Source organism: Pseudomonas bijieensis, assembly GCF_013347965.1.
Classification (GTDB): domain Bacteria; phylum Pseudomonadota; class Gammaproteobacteria; order Pseudomonadales; family Pseudomonadaceae; genus Aquipseudomonas; species Aquipseudomonas bijieensis.
In genome coordinates this window covers 2,801,637-2,816,680 of the sequence record NZ_CP048810.1, presented here as the reverse complement: position 1 = coordinate 2,816,680, position 15,044 = coordinate 2,801,637, and the positions used below count along the sequence as shown (strand labels likewise).

The 15,044-nt window shown below is 60.7% G+C and carries 13 protein-coding genes and 1 pseudogene; 3 read left to right on the top strand and 11 right to left on the bottom strand.

Going from position 1 to position 15,044, the window contains the following annotated elements; translation table 11 throughout:
* The first annotated feature begins 90 nt into the window (after positions 1–90).
* Complete coding sequence (locus GN234_RS12240) at positions 91–1,098, top strand: DUF481 domain-containing protein (RefSeq protein ID WP_109755686.1); 1,008 nt, start codon at positions 91–93, stop codon at positions 1,096–1,098.
* Positions 1,099–1,293: 195 nt separating this feature from the next.
* On the opposite strand, the pseudogene GN234_RS12235 reads toward GN234_RS12240, so the two are convergent.
* Positions 1,294–1,504 (bottom strand): annotated as a pseudogene (locus GN234_RS12235) (cold-shock protein).
* Positions 1,505–1,858: 354 nt separating this feature from the next.
* Here GN234_RS12235 and dcd point away from each other — a divergent pair.
* The gene (gene dcd / locus GN234_RS12230) at positions 1,859–2,425 is read left to right on the top strand and encodes a dCTP deaminase (RefSeq protein ID WP_003184751.1); all 567 of its coding nucleotides are present in this window, start codon (positions 1,859–1,861) and stop codon (positions 2,423–2,425) included.
* Between the two features lie 103 nt (positions 2,426–2,528).
* On the top strand, positions 2,529–2,744 hold the full coding sequence (locus GN234_RS12225) for a hypothetical protein (RefSeq protein WP_109755687.1): 216 nt from the start codon (positions 2,529–2,531) through the stop codon (positions 2,742–2,744).
* A 36-nt stretch (positions 2,745–2,780) separates the two neighbouring features.
* Here GN234_RS12225 and pdeM read toward each other — a convergent pair whose 3' ends face one another.
* From pdeM to GN234_RS12175, 10 genes are all read right to left on the bottom strand, one after another.
* Positions 2,781–3,437 (bottom strand): ligase-associated DNA damage response endonuclease PdeM, encoded by a 657-nt coding sequence (gene pdeM, locus GN234_RS12220; RefSeq protein ID WP_176688533.1) that lies wholly within the window; start codon positions 3,435–3,437, stop codon positions 2,781–2,783.
* Positions 3,437–5,923, bottom strand: coding sequence for a ligase-associated DNA damage response DEXH box helicase (locus GN234_RS12215; RefSeq protein WP_176688532.1), 2,487 nt, complete (start codon positions 5,921–5,923; stop codon positions 3,437–3,439). The genes pdeM and GN234_RS12215 overlap by 1 nt, the downstream gene beginning before the upstream one ends.
* A gap of 129 nt (positions 5,924–6,052) precedes the next feature.
* On the bottom strand, positions 6,053–6,817 hold the full coding sequence (locus GN234_RS12210; RefSeq protein WP_109755690.1) for an ABC transporter ATP-binding protein: 765 nt from the start codon (positions 6,815–6,817) through the stop codon (positions 6,053–6,055).
* 13 nt (positions 6,818–6,830) lie between these two features.
* The gene (locus tag GN234_RS12205; RefSeq protein ID WP_109755691.1) at positions 6,831–7,949 is read right to left on the bottom strand and encodes a succinylglutamate desuccinylase/aspartoacylase family protein; all 1,119 of its coding nucleotides are present in this window, start codon (positions 7,947–7,949) and stop codon (positions 6,831–6,833) included.
* A gap of 27 nt (positions 7,950–7,976) precedes the next feature.
* Positions 7,977–8,687 carry an ABC transporter permease gene (locus GN234_RS12200; RefSeq protein ID WP_109755692.1) on the bottom strand — a complete coding sequence of 237 codons (711 nt, stop codon included), beginning with the start codon at positions 8,685–8,687 and terminating at the stop codon, positions 7,977–7,979.
* Positions 8,684–9,412 carry an ABC transporter permease gene (locus GN234_RS12195; protein ID WP_109755693.1) on the bottom strand — a complete coding sequence of 243 codons (729 nt, stop codon included), beginning with the start codon at positions 9,410–9,412 and terminating at the stop codon, positions 8,684–8,686. The genes GN234_RS12200 and GN234_RS12195 overlap by 4 nt, the downstream gene beginning before the upstream one ends.
* A 57-nt stretch (positions 9,413–9,469) precedes the next feature.
* Positions 9,470–10,252: a transporter substrate-binding domain-containing protein gene (locus tag GN234_RS12190; RefSeq protein WP_163855117.1), complete on the bottom strand. Its 783-nt coding sequence runs from the start codon at positions 10,250–10,252 to the stop codon at positions 9,470–9,472.
* Between the two features lie 320 nt (positions 10,253–10,572).
* On the bottom strand, positions 10,573–11,721 hold the full coding sequence (locus GN234_RS12185) for an acyltransferase family protein (RefSeq protein WP_163855114.1): 1,149 nt from the start codon (positions 11,719–11,721) through the stop codon (positions 10,573–10,575).
* A 553-nt stretch (positions 11,722–12,274) separates the two neighbouring features.
* Positions 12,275–13,966, bottom strand: a complete 1,692-nt coding sequence (locus GN234_RS12180) for an ATP-dependent DNA ligase (protein ID WP_176688531.1) — start codon at positions 13,964–13,966, stop codon at positions 12,275–12,277.
* Complete coding sequence (locus tag GN234_RS12175) at positions 13,963–14,988, bottom strand: ligase-associated DNA damage response exonuclease (protein WP_109755696.1); 1,026 nt, start codon at positions 14,986–14,988, stop codon at positions 13,963–13,965. Before GN234_RS12175 ends, GN234_RS12180 begins: the two co-directional genes overlap by 4 nt.
* Positions 14,989–15,044 lie beyond the last annotated feature (56 nt).

Sequence of the window (15,044 nt, the reverse complement as noted above, 5' to 3'; positions counted from 1 at the left end):
CATCACCCATACACGGGTCAGTCCTTGCTGAGGTGTCATCCTGGGGGATAATGCCGCCTTTTCACCGCAAACTTGAGCCCTTTATCGCTTATGTTGTCTAGAACCCTGCTATGCCTGGCTGTTGCCAGCGCCTCTACGCCCTTGCTCGCCGACACTGTCTGGTTGAAGAATGGGGACAAACTCAGTGGCAAGATTACCGTTTTCGATGGCGGCAAGCTGCTGATCCAGACCGATTACGCCGGTGCGATTCCCATTGACTGGAAACAGGTCAAGACCCTGGAGAGTGACCAGCAACTCCTGGTCAAGCAGGATGCCTATACCGGCGAGAAAGCCAAGGCGTTGCAGGCGGCCGAGGATGGCAAGGTCACTTTGGCCAACGGTGATGCGCCCAAGACCGTCGAGCTGGCCAGTATCCAGCAGATCCTCAAGCCCAAGCCGGTGGTCGAGGACCTGGTGTGGAAAGGCAATATCGATGCCGCGCTGGATTACCAGCGTGCGGAAAACGATACCGACGATTACGACATCGACTTCAAGACCTCGGCACGCCACGGCAGATGGCGGCACACAGCCGAAGGCGAATACAACCGTGAGTTCCAGGACGATGTGGTTTCCGCCGATAACTGGCGCTTGGAGTATTCCCTCGACCGGTTCCTGACGGACAAGTGGTTCTGGCAAGGCCGCCTGAACTACAAGCGGGACAAAGTCGAAGACCTGGCGCGCCAGCGCGTGGTAGGTACCGGTCCGGGCTATCAGTTCTGGGATGACGAGCTGGGCGCGTTCTCGCTGGGTTCGCTGTTGAACCGCACCGATTATGAATACCGTGACGGCGGCAAGGACAACTTCTATTCCGTCGCCATGAAGTGGGACTACAACCGCTACCTGATTGGCAAGCGCGTCGAGTTCTTCACCAACGGCGAAGTGGGCAAACCGCTGTCCGATGTGGCGGATTACGCTTACGACGCAGAGATCGGGTTGCGCTATAAGGTGACCGATTGGGCGTCGCTCAACCTCAAGGCCGAGAAGGATGTCATCGAGGGTACCGAAGACAGCGACTTGAGCAAGACGCGCTACACGGCTGGGTTTGGCGTTACCTGGTAGTCCCAGGCTAACCAGCAAACCCATGTGGGAGCGGGCTTGCTCGCGAAAGCGGTGTGTCAGTCAACGTTGATGTTGCTGATCCACCGCTTTCGCGAGCAAGCCCGCTCCCACAGTTTTTTGTGCACAGTAGAAAACTGACAGGCACAAAAAAGCCCCGCTTTTGAGGGCGGGGCCTTTTACTAAAGCAAGGACAAGTTAGATAACTTGAACTTCTTCAGCTTGCATGCCTTTCTGACCGCGGGTAGCGATGAAAGAAACCTGTTGGCCTTCTTTCAGGCTTTTGAAGCCGTCGGATTGGATAGCTTTGAAGTGAACGAACAGGTCGTCACCGGATTGTGGAGTGATGAAGCCGAAGCCTTTTTTCATCGTTGAACCACTTAACGGTACCGGTTTGGCGATTAGACATGGTGTAACTCCTTGAACAAAGATAACTGCGACTCAGGAAGAACCCTGGCCGAGACTGAGTGCAAAGAGCAGGAAAAATTCTTGTAGATGGTTGGATCGAAATTCAACATATCGTGTAGAGATTCTCAGTGACACAAGCAGCACAGTGGCGCCACCTTAACCCTTTTTCCGGAACGTGCCAATGGTCTTTGCGAAGGTTTCTCGGATTTAGTGACTGGCGGTGCGCGGTATTGCCGTCAGGACCCGGAAATCAAGGTGGATCGGCGAGAATTGCGTGCCGCGCTTTGAACCCGGCCCCGTGCCCCGGTAAGATGCCGGACGTATTTTTTCCACCTCGCTATTTCAGGAAACCGCCATGAGCATCAAATCGGACAAGTGGATTCGCCGCATGGCGCAAGAGCACGGCATGATCGAGCCCTTCGTCGAGCGCCAGATGCGTGGCGAAGGCGCCGACCGGCTGATCTCCTTCGGTGTCTCCAGCTACGGCTACGACGTGCGCTGCGCCGACGAATTCAAGGTGTTCACCAATATCAATTCGGCTACCGTCGACCCGAAGAACTTCGACGAGAAGAGCTTTGTCGACGTCAAGAGCGATGTCTGCATCATCCCGCCGAACTCCTTCGCACTGGCCCGCACTGTCGAGTACTTCCGCATTCCGCGCAACGTGCTGACCATTTGCCTGGGCAAGAGCACCTACGCCCGTTGCGGCATCATCGTCAACGTCACGCCGCTGGAACCGGAGTGGGAAGGCCACGTGACCCTGGAATTCTCCAACACCACGACCTTGCCGGCGAAAATCTACGCCAACGAGGGTGTGGCGCAGATGCTGTTCCTCGAATCCGATGAAGAGTGCGAAGTGTCCTACAAGGATCGTGGCGGCAAATACCAGGGCCAGCGCGGTGTAACGCTGCCGCGTACCTGAATCTGACGAGCTGCTGGAATTCCTGGGCGGGTAGGCACTCTATTGCGTGTACTGCCCGTTTTTTGTGCGTCAGCGCAGCGGGCCTTCGCTCAGGAGTTGCTCTATGAAGATCGATCCGCGAATCAGTGCCGAACTGGCAAGGCTTGAGCCCAATCAGATCGGCGTCATGGCCTGGTCATTGCTGGCCCATCCTGCCGAAGCGGCGGGTGGCATTCCCGGCCAGCCCGATCCCGATACTCCCAACGAACAACCCAACGATCCCACTGAACCCGGCGAACCGACCTTGCCGGATGAGCCGCCTCCTGCGCCTGTTGCCTGATGAGACGATGGCCCGGCAGCGATAGCACCGCGTGCTTCAGTTGACGGGCCATATTTCGTTATCGCCGAGGACAAAAATCCTGCAATCGCTGTCGTGCTCGACTCGATAGCCGCCCGTGAACGCACCGAAGGCCGGTAGCAGGCTGATCTCGCTGCCCAGTCGAAAGCAGGCCAGGCGCAGGCGTTGCCGGCCTTTGCCGCTCAGGTGGTAGACCGGGTGCACGTGACCGGCCAGCACATGGCGGCTGGGGTGCGGGTCAGGCTCGTGTTGTACGGCGAAAGGGCCCAGCAGCAGGGGCTCCGGTACGACGCGAATATTCAGCGCTGGCGGTGGGTCGCCGGCGCGTTTGTCATGGTTGCCACGAATCAGCGTCATGGCCAGGTGCGGATGTCGCTCACGCCAATCGGCAAGGGCCTGCAAGGTGCCGGGCGCGTGGGAGCCCGGGCCGTGGAGAAAATCCCCGAGGAAAAGCAACTGTCGACACGGCAGGCTGGCCAGTATTGCATCGAGTACGGCGATGTTGCTGGCGGTGGTGCCATGGGGTACCGGTTGCCCGAGGCTGCGGTAGGCGGCGGCCTTGCCGAAATGAACGTCGGCCACCATCAGGGTTTCCTGGGCGGGCCAGTACAGGGCTTTTTCCGGGAGCAACCAGAGTTCTTCTCCGGCCAGGCTGACAGGATAGGGCGCTGGCATCAGGCGTCACCGCGATCGGCAATCTTTTCCAGCTCGCTGACCATTCGCCGGATGCGGTCGGCGAGCTTTTCCGAGCTCATGCTTTCCCGGAACCGCTCCACCAGCAGCGGGAACCCGAGTGGGGTAGGGCGCTTGATCACGTGCAGGTCCAGCGTCAAGGTATCGAGGCGTTGCAAGGTCTGCTCCAGTCGATGGATATCCAATTCTTCACGCAGGACTTCCTCCCCAGCCTGGGCCAGCAACAGATTGTCGGCGTCGTATTGCTTGAACACCTGGAAGAACAACCCACTGGACGCCTGCACTTGCCGGGTGCTTTTCGGCGCACCGGGGTAGCCGGCGAAGACCAGCCCGGCGATCCTGGCGATTTCGCGAAAGCGTCTGAGGGCCAGTTCCCCGGCATTCAGGCTCGCAAGCACGTCGGCGAGCAGGTGATCGACGCTCAGCAGTCCCGGGGTCAGGTACTGCGACCAATCCACTGCCGTGGCACTGAGCAGCTCCAGGCCGTAATCGTTGACCGCAATGGAAAACGTCAGCGGCTGTTGCCGACTGACACGCCATGCCAGCAGGCTGGCCAGGCCCAGATGAACCTGGCGTCCGGCAAACGGGTAGAGGAACAGATGCCAGCCTTCCCGGGACTTGAGGGCTTCGGCCAGTAATGTGCTTTGCGTGGGCAACCCGGACCAGCGTTGCTGAGTCAGCAGCAAGGGCTGCACGGCCTGCATCTCCGGGCCCTCGAAACGGCCCGCGGCGGCTTCGCTCAAACGGGCCACGACGGCGGCCGCCAGTTCGCTGGAGAGCGGCATGCGTCCGCCGTTCCAGCGCGGTACGGCGGCTTTCTTGGCCTGGCTGCGTCGCACGTAGGCGGTCATGTCTTCGACCCGGACCAATTCCAGCAGCCGCCCGGCGAACAGGAAACCGTCACCGGGGCGCAGGCGGGCGATGAAGCCTTCCTCTACGCTGCCCAGGGTCTTGCCGCCTCCGCCCTTGCTCCAGAACTTCAATTGCAGGCTGGCATCGCTGACGATGGTGCCGATGCTCATGCGGTGGCGGCGGGCCAGGCGTGCGTCGGGGACGCGCCAGATCCCGTGTTCGTCCGGCTCGACCCGTCGGTAGTCAGGGTAGGCGGTCAAGGAGAGGCCGCCATGACGTACGAAAGCCAGGGCCCAGGCCCATTCGGCTGGGTTGAGATCGCGGTAGGCCCAGGCGCCGCGCACTTCCCGAAACAGTTCATCGGGCACGAAGCCGCCACCCAGGGCCATGCTGACCAAGTGCTGCACCAGGACATCCAGCGGCTTGTGGGGCGATTCGCGAGGTTCGATGCGCCGTTGGGCCACGGCGTCCTGTGCGGCGGCGGCCTCGATCAACTCCAGACTGTGGGTCGGCACCAGCGTCACCCGCGAGGCGCGCCCCGGTGCGTGGCCGGAGCGCCCGGCCCGTTGCATCAGACGTGCTACGCCCTTGGCCGAACCGATCTGCAGTACCCGTTCCACTGGCAGGAAATCCACCCCCAGGTCCAGGCTGGACGTACAGACCACCGCCTTGAGCTGGCCGTCCTTCAATGCCTGTTCCACCCAGTCCCGGGTATCACGCGACAGCGAGCTGTGGTGCAGGGCGATCAGCCCGGCCCAATCGGGCCTCGCCTCAAGAAGCGCCTGATACCAGATTTCCGACTGTGCCCGGGTATTGGTGAAGACCAGGCAACTGCTGCTGGCGTCGATTTCGGCAACGACCTGGGGCAGCATTTTCAGGCCGATGTGCCCGGCCCAAGGGAAGCGTTCGAGGGCCGGGGGTATCAGCGTGTCGACCTGCAGTGCCTTGCCGTCGGCCCCCTGCACGCTGACCCCGTTGCCCTGCGGGATCAATACCTGTTCGGCGTGGGCCTGGTTGCCCAGGGTCGCGGACACGCCCCAGACGATGAGTTCGGGATGCCAGTGCCGCAAGCGCGCCAGGGCCAGTTGCAATTGCACACCACGTTTATTGCCGAGCAACTCGTGCCATTCATCCACCACGACCATGCGCAGGCTCGAGACGGCGACTTGCGCATCGGCCCGGGCGAGGATCAGGGTCAGGCTTTCGGGAGTGGTGATCAACGCGGTTGGCAGGCGCCGGCCCTGGCGGGCGCGTTCGCTGGCACTGGTGTCGCCGGTACGCAGGCCAACGCTCCACGGCAGGTTCAGGTCTGCCATGGGCGCTTCGAGGGCTTTGCCGGTGTCGGCAGCCAGCGCCCGCATTGGCGTGATCCACAGCACCGTGAGCGGCTCGGCCGGCGGTTTGCGTTTGCGCGGTTTATCCGGCGGTGGGGCGGGGCGGGCGTAGCGGTTGAGGGCGGCGAACCACACGGCGTAGGTCTTGCCGGCACCGGTGCTGGCATGCAGTAAACCGGATTGTCCTCGCTTGACGGCGGTCCAGACCTGCTTCTGAAAGGCGAACGGCTTCCAGCCGCGGGCGCTGAACCACTGGTTTGCGAAGTCGTTGGATGTCGCCATGCCTGCCGTGTGCGCCCTGAAAGTCCTTCTTCAGTGACCACGGCGAGCGATGAAAGGTTTAATGGGGAGTCAGTGCAGGGGGCCTGTGGGAGCAAAGCTTGCTCCCACAAAATCCCCTCGCCACAAGGGTTATTTCAGGTTGCCACTGAGAAATTGCTTGAGGCGTTCGCTGGTGGGATTGCCCAGCACGTCTTCCGGCCTGCCTTCTTCTTCCACCAGGCCCTGGTGCAGGAACAGCACCTGATTCGAGACTTTGCGGGCGAAGCTCATTTCGTGGGTCACCATGATCATGGTCCGGCCTTCTTCGGCCAGGCCCTGGATCACCTTCAGCACCTCGCCCACCAGCTCCGGGTCCAGGGCCGAGGTCGGTTCGTCGAACAGCATCACCTCCGGCTCCATCGCCAGGGCGCGAGCAATGGCCACGCGCTGTTGCTGGCCGCCGGAGAGGAACGCCGGGTACTGCTCGGCAACCCGCGCCGGCAGGCCGACCTTGTCGAGATAACGACGGGCGCGGTCGTCGGCTTCCTGCTTGCTCACCCCCAACACCCGGCGCGGTGCCATGGTGATGTTCTCCAGCACGGTCATGTGACTCCACAGGTTGAAATGCTGGAACACCATGGCCAGGCGCGTGCGGATGCGTTGCAGTTCGTTGGCGTCGGCCACGTGCATGCCGTGGCGGTCCTTGATCATCTGGATCGGCTGGCCGTCCAGGCTCATGGCGCCGTCGTTGGGTTGTTCCAGGAAGTTGATGCAGCGCAAAAACGTGCTTTTGCCTGAGCCGCTGGCGCCGATGAGGCTGATGACGTCGCCGGTCTTGGCCTTGAGCGAAACGCCCTTGAGCACTTCATGTTCGCCATAGCTTTTATGCAGGCCTTCGATGGTCAGTTTGTACATGGAGCATGCATCCTCAAGGCGAAAGTAAGTAGCCGCTGCGGTAGGCTTCGGTGCCGGCGACATGGGCGATGACCATGCCGGCAGTCGCCATGCGGCGCAGCGAGCGGGCGTACATCAGCCCGGCGTTACGGCAATGGACAGGGGTGACAGTGTCGTTGACCGGGTCAATGACTTCCGCCACCAGTTGTCCCGCCTCCAGATACTCGCCGGGCAGGGCGCTGTAGACCAGTAACCCGCCCACGGGCGTCGCCACCGGCTCGACAGCGGCCAGCGGCGTGGCAGGGTAGGGCAGTTCGGGCATTGGCATCGGTTCGCCGTCGATGGCGCCGAAACGGATCAGGTACTCGATCAGGGCCTGGCAGTCGAGGCTCGCCAGCCCGTGGTTGACGTCACCCTGGCCACGCAATTCCACTGTGACCGAAAAGCTGCCCAGGGGGATCTCGTAGCGTTCGCCGAAGCGTTCCTTGAGTTGCCACCAGAGCAGGGTGAAGCATTCGTCGAACGACTGGCCACCCGAATCGGTCGCCAGCAGGCTGGCTTCGGCACCGATGTAGCGCGCCAGCGGCTCGACCTGCGGCCAGGCTTCGGGCGTGGTGTAGAGATGGGCCACGGCTTCGAAGTCGCAATGCAGGTCCAGCACCATGTCGGCGTCGCAGGCCAGCCGTTGCAGGGTCAGGCGCAGGGATTGCAATTGCGTGCCTGGGGTCTGCCGGGCGAGAGCGTCGCGCAAGCTGGTGCGGATCAGCATCAGGTTGTGCTGCGGATCGTCGGTGAGCAGGTCCTGGATGTCGTTGCCGATCTCTTCGCTCAGGTCGACGAAGCGCCGGTTGAAGTTCTGCCCGCTCTCGGTTTCGTAGCGGCCCAGGGGCACGTCCATCAACACCTGTTCGAGGCCGATGGGGTTGGCGACGGGCACCAGCACGATCTCGTGCCGCAGGTGGCCCGACGCTTCGAGTTCGGCCAGGCGCTGCTTGAGGTGCCAGGCGACCAGCATGCCGGGCAGTTCATCGGCGTGCAGGGACGACTGGATGTAGATCTTGCCCTCGGCTTTTTCCGGGCCGAAGTGGAAGCTGTGGATCTTGCGCGCGGTCCCCGGTACGGGACCCAGCAAGTCATGGATCTGGTGGCGCATTTGCGTGTGTGTCCTGGAACAAAAGCCCTAGTGGGTCGGCCCGAGAAAGGCCAGCCAGCGGCGTTCGGCGAGGCGGAAGAGGCCCACCAGCGCAAAGGTGACGGTCAGGTAGATCAACGCGGCGATGCCAAACGACTGGAACGTCAGGAACGTGGCCGAGTTGGCGTCCCGGGCGACTTTCAGCACATCAGGAACGGTAGCGGTGAACGCCACGGTCGTCGAGTGCAGCATCAGGATCACTTCGTTGCTGTAGTACGGCAGCGAACGGCGCAGGGCCGAGGGCATGATCACGTAGGCGTACAGCTTCCAGCCGGTGAGGCCGTAAGCCTTGGCCGCTTCGACTTCGCCATGGTTCATGCTGCGGATCGCCCCGGCGAAAATCTCCGTGGTGTAGGCGCAGGTGTTCAAGGCGAAGGCCAGGATCGTGCAGTTCATCGCATCGCGGAAGAAGCTGTCGAGCAATGGCTGGGCGCGCACCGCTGCGATGCTATAGATGCCGGTGTAGCAGATCAGCAATTGGATATAAAGCGGCGTGCCACGGAACAGGTAGGTGTAGAACTGCACCGGCCAGCGTACGTAGAACTTGGGTGAAACCCGGGCGATGGACAGTGGGATCGACACCACGAAACCGATCAGCAGCGAGGCGCTGAGCAGCCACAGGGTCATGGCCAGGCCCGTGACGTTGACGCCATCGCTGTAAAGGAACGGCCGCCAGTATTCCTGCAGAAGTTCGATCATCGCACCGCCTCCCGGGCTCCGGCGGCGTAGCGACGTTCAAGCCAGCGCAGGACGAAATTGGACGCGCTGGTGATCAGCAGGTAGATCAGTGCCGCCAGTACCAGGAAGTAAAACAGTTGATAGGTGCTCTTGCCCGCATCCTGGGCGGCCTTGACCAGGTCGGCCAGGCCGATGATCGACACCAGCGCGGTGGCCTTGAGCATCACCATCCAGTTGTTGCCGATACCCGGCAGGGCAAAGCGCATCATTTGTGGAAACACCACGAAGCGAAAGCGCTGGCCACGCTTGAGGCCATACGCGGTGGCGGCTTCGACCTGGCCCCGGGGGACCGCGAGGATCGCGCCGCGAAAGGTTTCGGTGAAGTACGCGCCATAGATGAAACCCAGGGTGATCACCCCGGCGCCGAATGGGTCGATTTCGATGTATTCCCATTCCATGAAGTCGGTAAACGAGGTCAGCCAGGTTTGCAGGCTGTAGAAAATCAGCAGCATCAGCACCAGGTCCGGCACGCCGCGAATCAGCGTGGTGTAGAGCTGGGCAGGAATTCGCAGCAGTTTGACGCTGGACAGCTTGGCGCTGGCGCCCAGCAGGCCGAGCAAGACGCTCAGCAACAAGGACAGGGCCGACAGCTTGATGGTCATCCAGGTGCCTTGCATCAGCAACGGGCCAAAGCCCTGCAGGCTGAAGGCGGAGAGCCCCAGATTTTGTAGGAGTTGTTCGAACATGAAAGAGGCCTTTGGCAGGAGAAAAGCGCCCATCCGAGGCCGGATGGGCGCCGCGCATTATTTGCCGCTGTACAGATTCAGATCGCCAAAGTGTTTTTTCTGGATTTCGGCGTACTTGCCGTCGTCGTGTAACGCTTTGATACCTTTGTCCAAAAGAGCCTTCAGCTCGGTGTTACCTTTCTTGATACCGATGGCGGTCTTGGCCGGCAGCAGTTCGCTGTCCACTGGCTTGCTGATTTCATAGCCTTCGCCTTTTGGCGATTTCAGGAAGCCCAGCTCGGCTTGCAGCATGTCCTGGATCGCTGCATCGAGGCGGCCGGAGGTCAGGTCGGCATAGACCTGGTCCTGGTTCTGGTAGGCCTGGGTCTTGACGCCGGCCTTGTCCAGCACGGCCTTGGCATAGGCTTCCTGGATGGTGCCTTGTTCGTAGCCGACGGTTTTGCCTTTGAGCGAGGCAACGTCTTCGCTCAAGCCTGAACCCTTCTTGAACACGTACGCCGTCGGGCCGGAGAACAGCTCGCTGGAGAAGTCGATGACTTTTTCGCGGGCCGGGGTCACGGTCATGGAAGAGATCACGCCGTCGAACTTATTGGCTTTCAGGCCAGGGATCATGCCGTCGAAATCGCTTTCGACCCATTTGCATTTGACCTTCAGTTCCGCGCAGATCGCATTGCCCAGGTCAATGTCGAAACCGACCAGGCTGCCGTCGGCGGCCTTGGATTCAAACGGGGCGTAGGAGGGGTCGACACCAAAACGCAGTTCCTTGTATTCCTTGGCCGTGGCGACGCCAGCGGCCATGCACAACGCCAGTGCAGAAAGGGTCAGCAGTGCTTTTTTCATTATTCAATCCCTAAAACCAATATGAGCGCTTGTGGCGCGTAAGTATTGTTACCGGTGAAGGCGAGAACGGTATGACGGCATAAAAGGTAGCAATTTCCGAACCAGAGTGCCGAACAAGTGTTTTAAAAGCTTCGGCGACAGGCAACGGAATGCAATGGTGCGCGGGGATGAGCGTACATCAAAACATGCACCAGGATGGAGCGGACTCGGCGTTCTATCGCTTGCGGGCCACCTGTCGTCGGTGGCGTGGCGACTGACCGCGCAGGGCAGGCCTTTGATGGGAAAGCCGGAACGGCCTGGCGGTTTTCATCGAGCTTTTTTCAAGCCTCAGTATCAGGTCTCAATACGGGACTGTTGTGCGCGGGTTTGTTGGCAAGCGCTCGACCAAGGGCTTGCCCGGTCATTTCGATATACCGGTAGGTGAACATCGACACCAGGACAACCGATCCCGCTACCAGCAAAGCGATGAGGTTGTTGAGCGGTACGTTACCGAGGTCAAGGTAGCGAGTCCCGTCGATCACAGGTGCAATGTCAACGCCAAGGATTTTTCTCGCCACCATGAACACTGACACTACGCAAAACAGAACGGCTGCATGGGTCAGGTAGATTGAATAAGACAACTTGCCGAGAAAGCTGAAGCCACGTCCCGCCAACAACCGCGACACGGCGCCGCCATCGAAGGCGAATATCACCACGATGACACCGAACAACAGGCTGGCCAGTAATTGCTTGCCTGCGAAATCGTTGACCACGAAAACCAGCGCCGCTGTCACTGCCAGTACTTCAAGCGTGGTCAGCAACCAGCTCTGGGTCCGGTTGGGGTGGGGGAACCTCACATACACGGTGTACGCCAGGCAGCCGGTGAAAAAGTAGGCTAGGCCCCGTAGCGACTCGACGGTGAAGAAAGTATTGCCTGCAGACATCAGTGTCAGGGCCACCAGTACCATCGTCGCCCATACCCATGTCTTGATGCCGAAAGCGATGCCCAGAATCAAGGCGAAGATCATGTAGGTGTAGTACTCGATACTGATGCTCCAGGACGGATAGTTGAACGACAGTGGATTGGTCAAATACGTCCAGGATTGCAACAGCAGTGCATTCGGCAGAATTTCAGAAGGGGCGAATTTTCCTGAAAAAGGCGCATTGTTGAAGTCCATGCCTTTTTGGGCGGCCATATACCTACCGCACTCTAGAAGTATAAAGATGCTCAGCATAAATAGGTGCAGGGGCAGTAAGCGGAAAGTCCGTGTTATGAAGAACTTGCGAAAGTTGAACTGTGCGGCGCTGCCGTAGGCATGCGTCAATACAAAGCCGCTTAATACAAAAAAGAAAGACACAAATACTTCGGCATGACGAAATAACAACCATTCGGTGAAACTGCCGCTGACGCGCAAGTGATAGAGCATTACCGAAATGGCCATCAGCCCCCTGAAACTGTCCAGCGAATGAAATCGCTTTTCTGCGCGCATTTCAGGCTCCCTTGCTCGTGTGGGTGGCACGTCTTGGATTTCACTCCGATCACCCTACCGTTGGGGGATGGACTCGCTCGGCTCCACCCTGGGCTAGGCGTCGCCCGCTCCCCGAACGATTGTCTCCCTTCACTGTTGCATGAAGGGTCTGGCGCAGGATCTGGACGATGGGAGGTACTTAAATAGAATCACTGATCTAATGTCACGTTAGCATTGCTCTTTAAAAGAGCAAGTCGGTTTTTTCTTGTTATGGGGAATGTACTAATGACGCAATTACGGCGTCAGAAAAGCTGCTAGCGTGCGGCGCGCCAATAGTTTTTTTAATTGCATCGGCACGCAACAAAACACATATCTTTAAATACCGTTCATCGTCGACTCGCGCTATTTTTTCACGCATGTTACATAGCGGCTATTGTGTAGGCCGAGTGATGGCAGAGCGCCAAAACTTCCGTGCCGGGATGGACGCATTCGTTTTGAAGTACCGGGTGAAAGTATTTTCGCCTTGGCGTGGAGGGCGTCATGACACGGGCCGAAGTCCAGCCGCAGGAGGGCGCTAACATTTCAGCAGGTCTTGCAGGATTGCCAGCGTGTCGGCTTCTTCCACCGTTTTGTCCTGGCGCCAGCGCAACATTCGTGGGAACCGCACTGCGATCCCACTCTTGTGGCGCTTGGACAGGGCGATGCCCTCGAAGCCCAGCTCGAATACCAGGGTCGGCGTGACACTGCTCACCGGGCCGAACTTTTCCACGGTGGTCTTGCGCACGATGCTGTCGACCTGGCGCATTTCTTCATCGGTCAGCCCGGAATACGCCTTGGCGAAGGGCACCAGGCTGCGTTCGCGACTGCCCGGCGGGTTGTCCCACACCGCGAAGGTATAGTCGCTGTAGAGGCTGGCGCGCCGACCGTGGCCGCGCTGGGCATAGATCAACACCGCGTCGACACTGAACGGGTCGATCTTCCACTTCCACCACACGCCCATGTCCTTGGTCCGACCGACGCCGTACAGGGCATCGCGGGCCTTGAGCATCATGCCTTCGACACCGAGGCTGCGAGAGGCTTCGCGTTGCCGGGCGAGGTCGAACCAATCCGGGCCGGTGACGATCGGCGATGGCAATAGCACCGGGCTATGGGCGCGGGCAATCAGCGCTTCCAGTTGCTCGCGGCGCTCGACCTGGGGGCGGCTGCGCCAGTCTTCGCCTTGCCATTCCAGCAGGTCGTAGGCCATCACCACCACGGGCGCATCCTCGAGGATTTTCTTGCCCAGGGTCTTGCGCCCGATGCGCTGTTGCAGCAGGGCGAAGGGTTGCACCGCCGGTTGCAGCGGCGCATCCGGGTCGAAGGCGCCTTCGGTCAACGGCTCGGTGGTTTTCCACACGACGATTTCTCCGTCGATGACCGTGCCGTCGGGCAGCGCCTGGGCCAACACCTGCAATTCAGGGAAGCGCTCGGTTACCAGGTCCTCACCCCTGGACCAGACCCAGAGCTGGCCGTCACGCTTGACCACCTGGGAGCGGATGCCATCCCACTTCCATTCCACTTGCCAGTCACTGGCCGGCCCCAGCAGCGCGTCGAATTGCTCCACCGGTGCGGACAACCCATGGGCCAGGAAGAATGGATAAGGCTGGCCGCCGCGCTGGGCGTGCTCATCGGCGGATTCGGCGGCGATCAACTTGAGGTAGCCGGCGGCGGTCGGACGATGGGACAGATCGGTATAGCCCACCAGGCGCTGGGCCACCCGCTTGCTGTCCAGGTTGGCCATGCCGGCCAGGGCCCGGGTTACCAGTAGTTTGGATACGCCGACGCGGAAACTGCCGGTGATGAGCTTGATACACAGCATCAGGCTCGGTCGGTCCAGTTGTGCCCACAATGCTGGCAGCCGCTGCGCCAACACCTCGGGCGATTCGCCGCGCAACGGCAGCAATTTCTCCTCGATCCACAGCGCCAGGCCTTCGTCGGAGCTGTGGGGCGATTCCGGCAATACCAGCGAAATGGTTTCGGCCAAGTCGCCCACGGCCTGGTAGCTCTCTTCGAACAACCACGTCGACAAGCCCGACACCTGCACTGCCAATTCCCGCAGAATCTTGACCGGCACCAGTTGCCGTGGGCGTCCACCGGAAAGGAAATACACGGCCCACGCGGCGTCCTGGGGCGGGGCCAGGGTGAAATAATTTTGCATGGCGGCAAGCTTGGCGTTGCTGGAGGTCGTAGCGTCCAATTCAGCGTACAGCTCGGCGAAGGCTTTCATGACGCCCCCTCGCTGGTGTCGGCACCGAGCTCTTCTTCATCGTCGCCGTATTCGGTGATGAAACCCTGGGCGTCGAGGCCTTGCTCGCACAAATGGCGCACTAGCACGCCGACCGAGCCATGGGTGACCATTACCCGTTCGGCGCCGGTCTGTTCGATGGCCCAGAGCAGGCCGGGCCAGTCGGCGTGATCGGACAGCACGAACCCCCGGTCCACGCCACGCCGCCGACGTGTACCGCGCAGGCGCATCCAGCCGCTGGCGAAGGCGTCGCTGTAGTCACCGAAACGGCGCATCCAACTGCTCCCCCCGGCGGAGGGCGGGGCGATGACCAGCGCCTGGCCCATGATCGGGTCGTTCTTCTTCACGTCGCCGGCATAGATCGTCGGCGGTAGCCGCACGCCGGCCTCGCGGTAGACCCGGTTCAGCGGTTCCACCGCGCCATGGGCCAGGATCGGTCCGAGGCTTTCATCGATGCCGTGGAGAATCCGCTGGGCCTTGCCAAAGGAATAGCAGAACAACACGCTGGCGCGACCGACCGCGATGTTCCCGCGCCACCATTGGTTGATCTCGTCGAAGACTTGCGCCTGGGGCTGCCAGCGATAGATGGGCAGGCCGAAGGTCGATTCCGTAATGAATGTATGACATTTCACCGGTTCGAACGGCGCACAGGTACCGTCGGGCTCGACCTTGTAATCCCCCGATGCCACCCAGACCTCACCTTGGTATTCCAGCCGCACCTGGGCCGAACCCAGTACATGGCCGGCGGGATGGAAACTCAAGGTCACGCCGTGATGCCGCAAGCGCTCGCCGTAGGGCAGGGTTTGCAAGTTGATGTCCTGGCCCAGGCGTGAACGCAGAATGCCTTCGCCGGGTGCCGCTGCCAGATAGTGTTGGTTGCCGCTGCGGGCATGATCGCCGTGGGCGTGGGTGATAACCGAACGTTCGACCGGGCGCCACGGGTCGATGTAGAAATCTCCAGGCGGACAGTACAGGCCTTCGGGGCGGGCAATGACAAGATCCATGCAGTCACCGGGGCGATGGGCTTGTCAGGTAGAGGCTCAGGCGAGAGGGGAAGTTC

What these genes read in the sequence shown, in the direction of transcription:
- GN234_RS12190 (WP_163855117.1), bottom strand. Translation starts at nt 10,252, where the DNA reads ATGAAAAAAGCACTGCTGACCCTTTCTGCACTGGCGTTGTGCATGGCC.
- GN234_RS12200 (WP_109755692.1), bottom strand. Translation starts at nt 8,687, where the DNA reads ATGATCGAACTTCTGCAGGAATACTGGCGGCCGTTCCTTTACAGCGAT.
- GN234_RS12185 (WP_163855114.1), bottom strand. Translation starts at nt 11,721, where the DNA reads ATGCGCGCAGAAAAGCGATTTCATTCGCTGGACAGTTTCAGGGGGCTG.
- GN234_RS12210 (WP_109755690.1), bottom strand. Translation starts at nt 6,817, where the DNA reads ATGTACAAACTGACCATCGAAGGCCTGCATAAAAGCTATGGCGAACAT.
- GN234_RS12225 (WP_109755687.1), top strand. Translation starts at nt 2,529, where the DNA reads ATGAAGATCGATCCGCGAATCAGTGCCGAACTGGCAAGGCTTGAGCCC.
- dcd (WP_003184751.1), top strand. Translation starts at nt 1,859, where the DNA reads ATGAGCATCAAATCGGACAAGTGGATTCGCCGCATGGCGCAAGAGCAC.
- GN234_RS12205 (WP_109755691.1), bottom strand. Translation starts at nt 7,949, where the DNA reads ATGCGCCACCAGATCCATGACTTGCTGGGTCCCGTACCGGGGACCGCG.
- GN234_RS12175 (WP_109755696.1), bottom strand. Translation starts at nt 14,988, where the DNA reads ATGGATCTTGTCATTGCCCGCCCCGAAGGCCTGTACTGTCCGCCTGGA.
- GN234_RS12240 (WP_109755686.1), top strand. Translation starts at nt 91, where the DNA reads ATGTTGTCTAGAACCCTGCTATGCCTGGCTGTTGCCAGCGCCTCTACG.
- GN234_RS12180 (WP_176688531.1), bottom strand. Translation starts at nt 13,966, where the DNA reads ATGAAAGCCTTCGCCGAGCTGTACGCTGAATTGGACGCTACGACCTCC.
- pdeM (WP_176688533.1), bottom strand. Translation starts at nt 3,437, where the DNA reads ATGCCAGCGCCCTATCCTGTCAGCCTGGCCGGAGAAGAACTCTGGTTG.
- GN234_RS12215 (WP_176688532.1), bottom strand. Translation starts at nt 5,923, where the DNA reads ATGGCGACATCCAACGACTTCGCAAACCAGTGGTTCAGCGCCCGCGGC.
- GN234_RS12195 (WP_109755693.1), bottom strand. Translation starts at nt 9,412, where the DNA reads ATGTTCGAACAACTCCTACAAAATCTGGGGCTCTCCGCCTTCAGCCTG.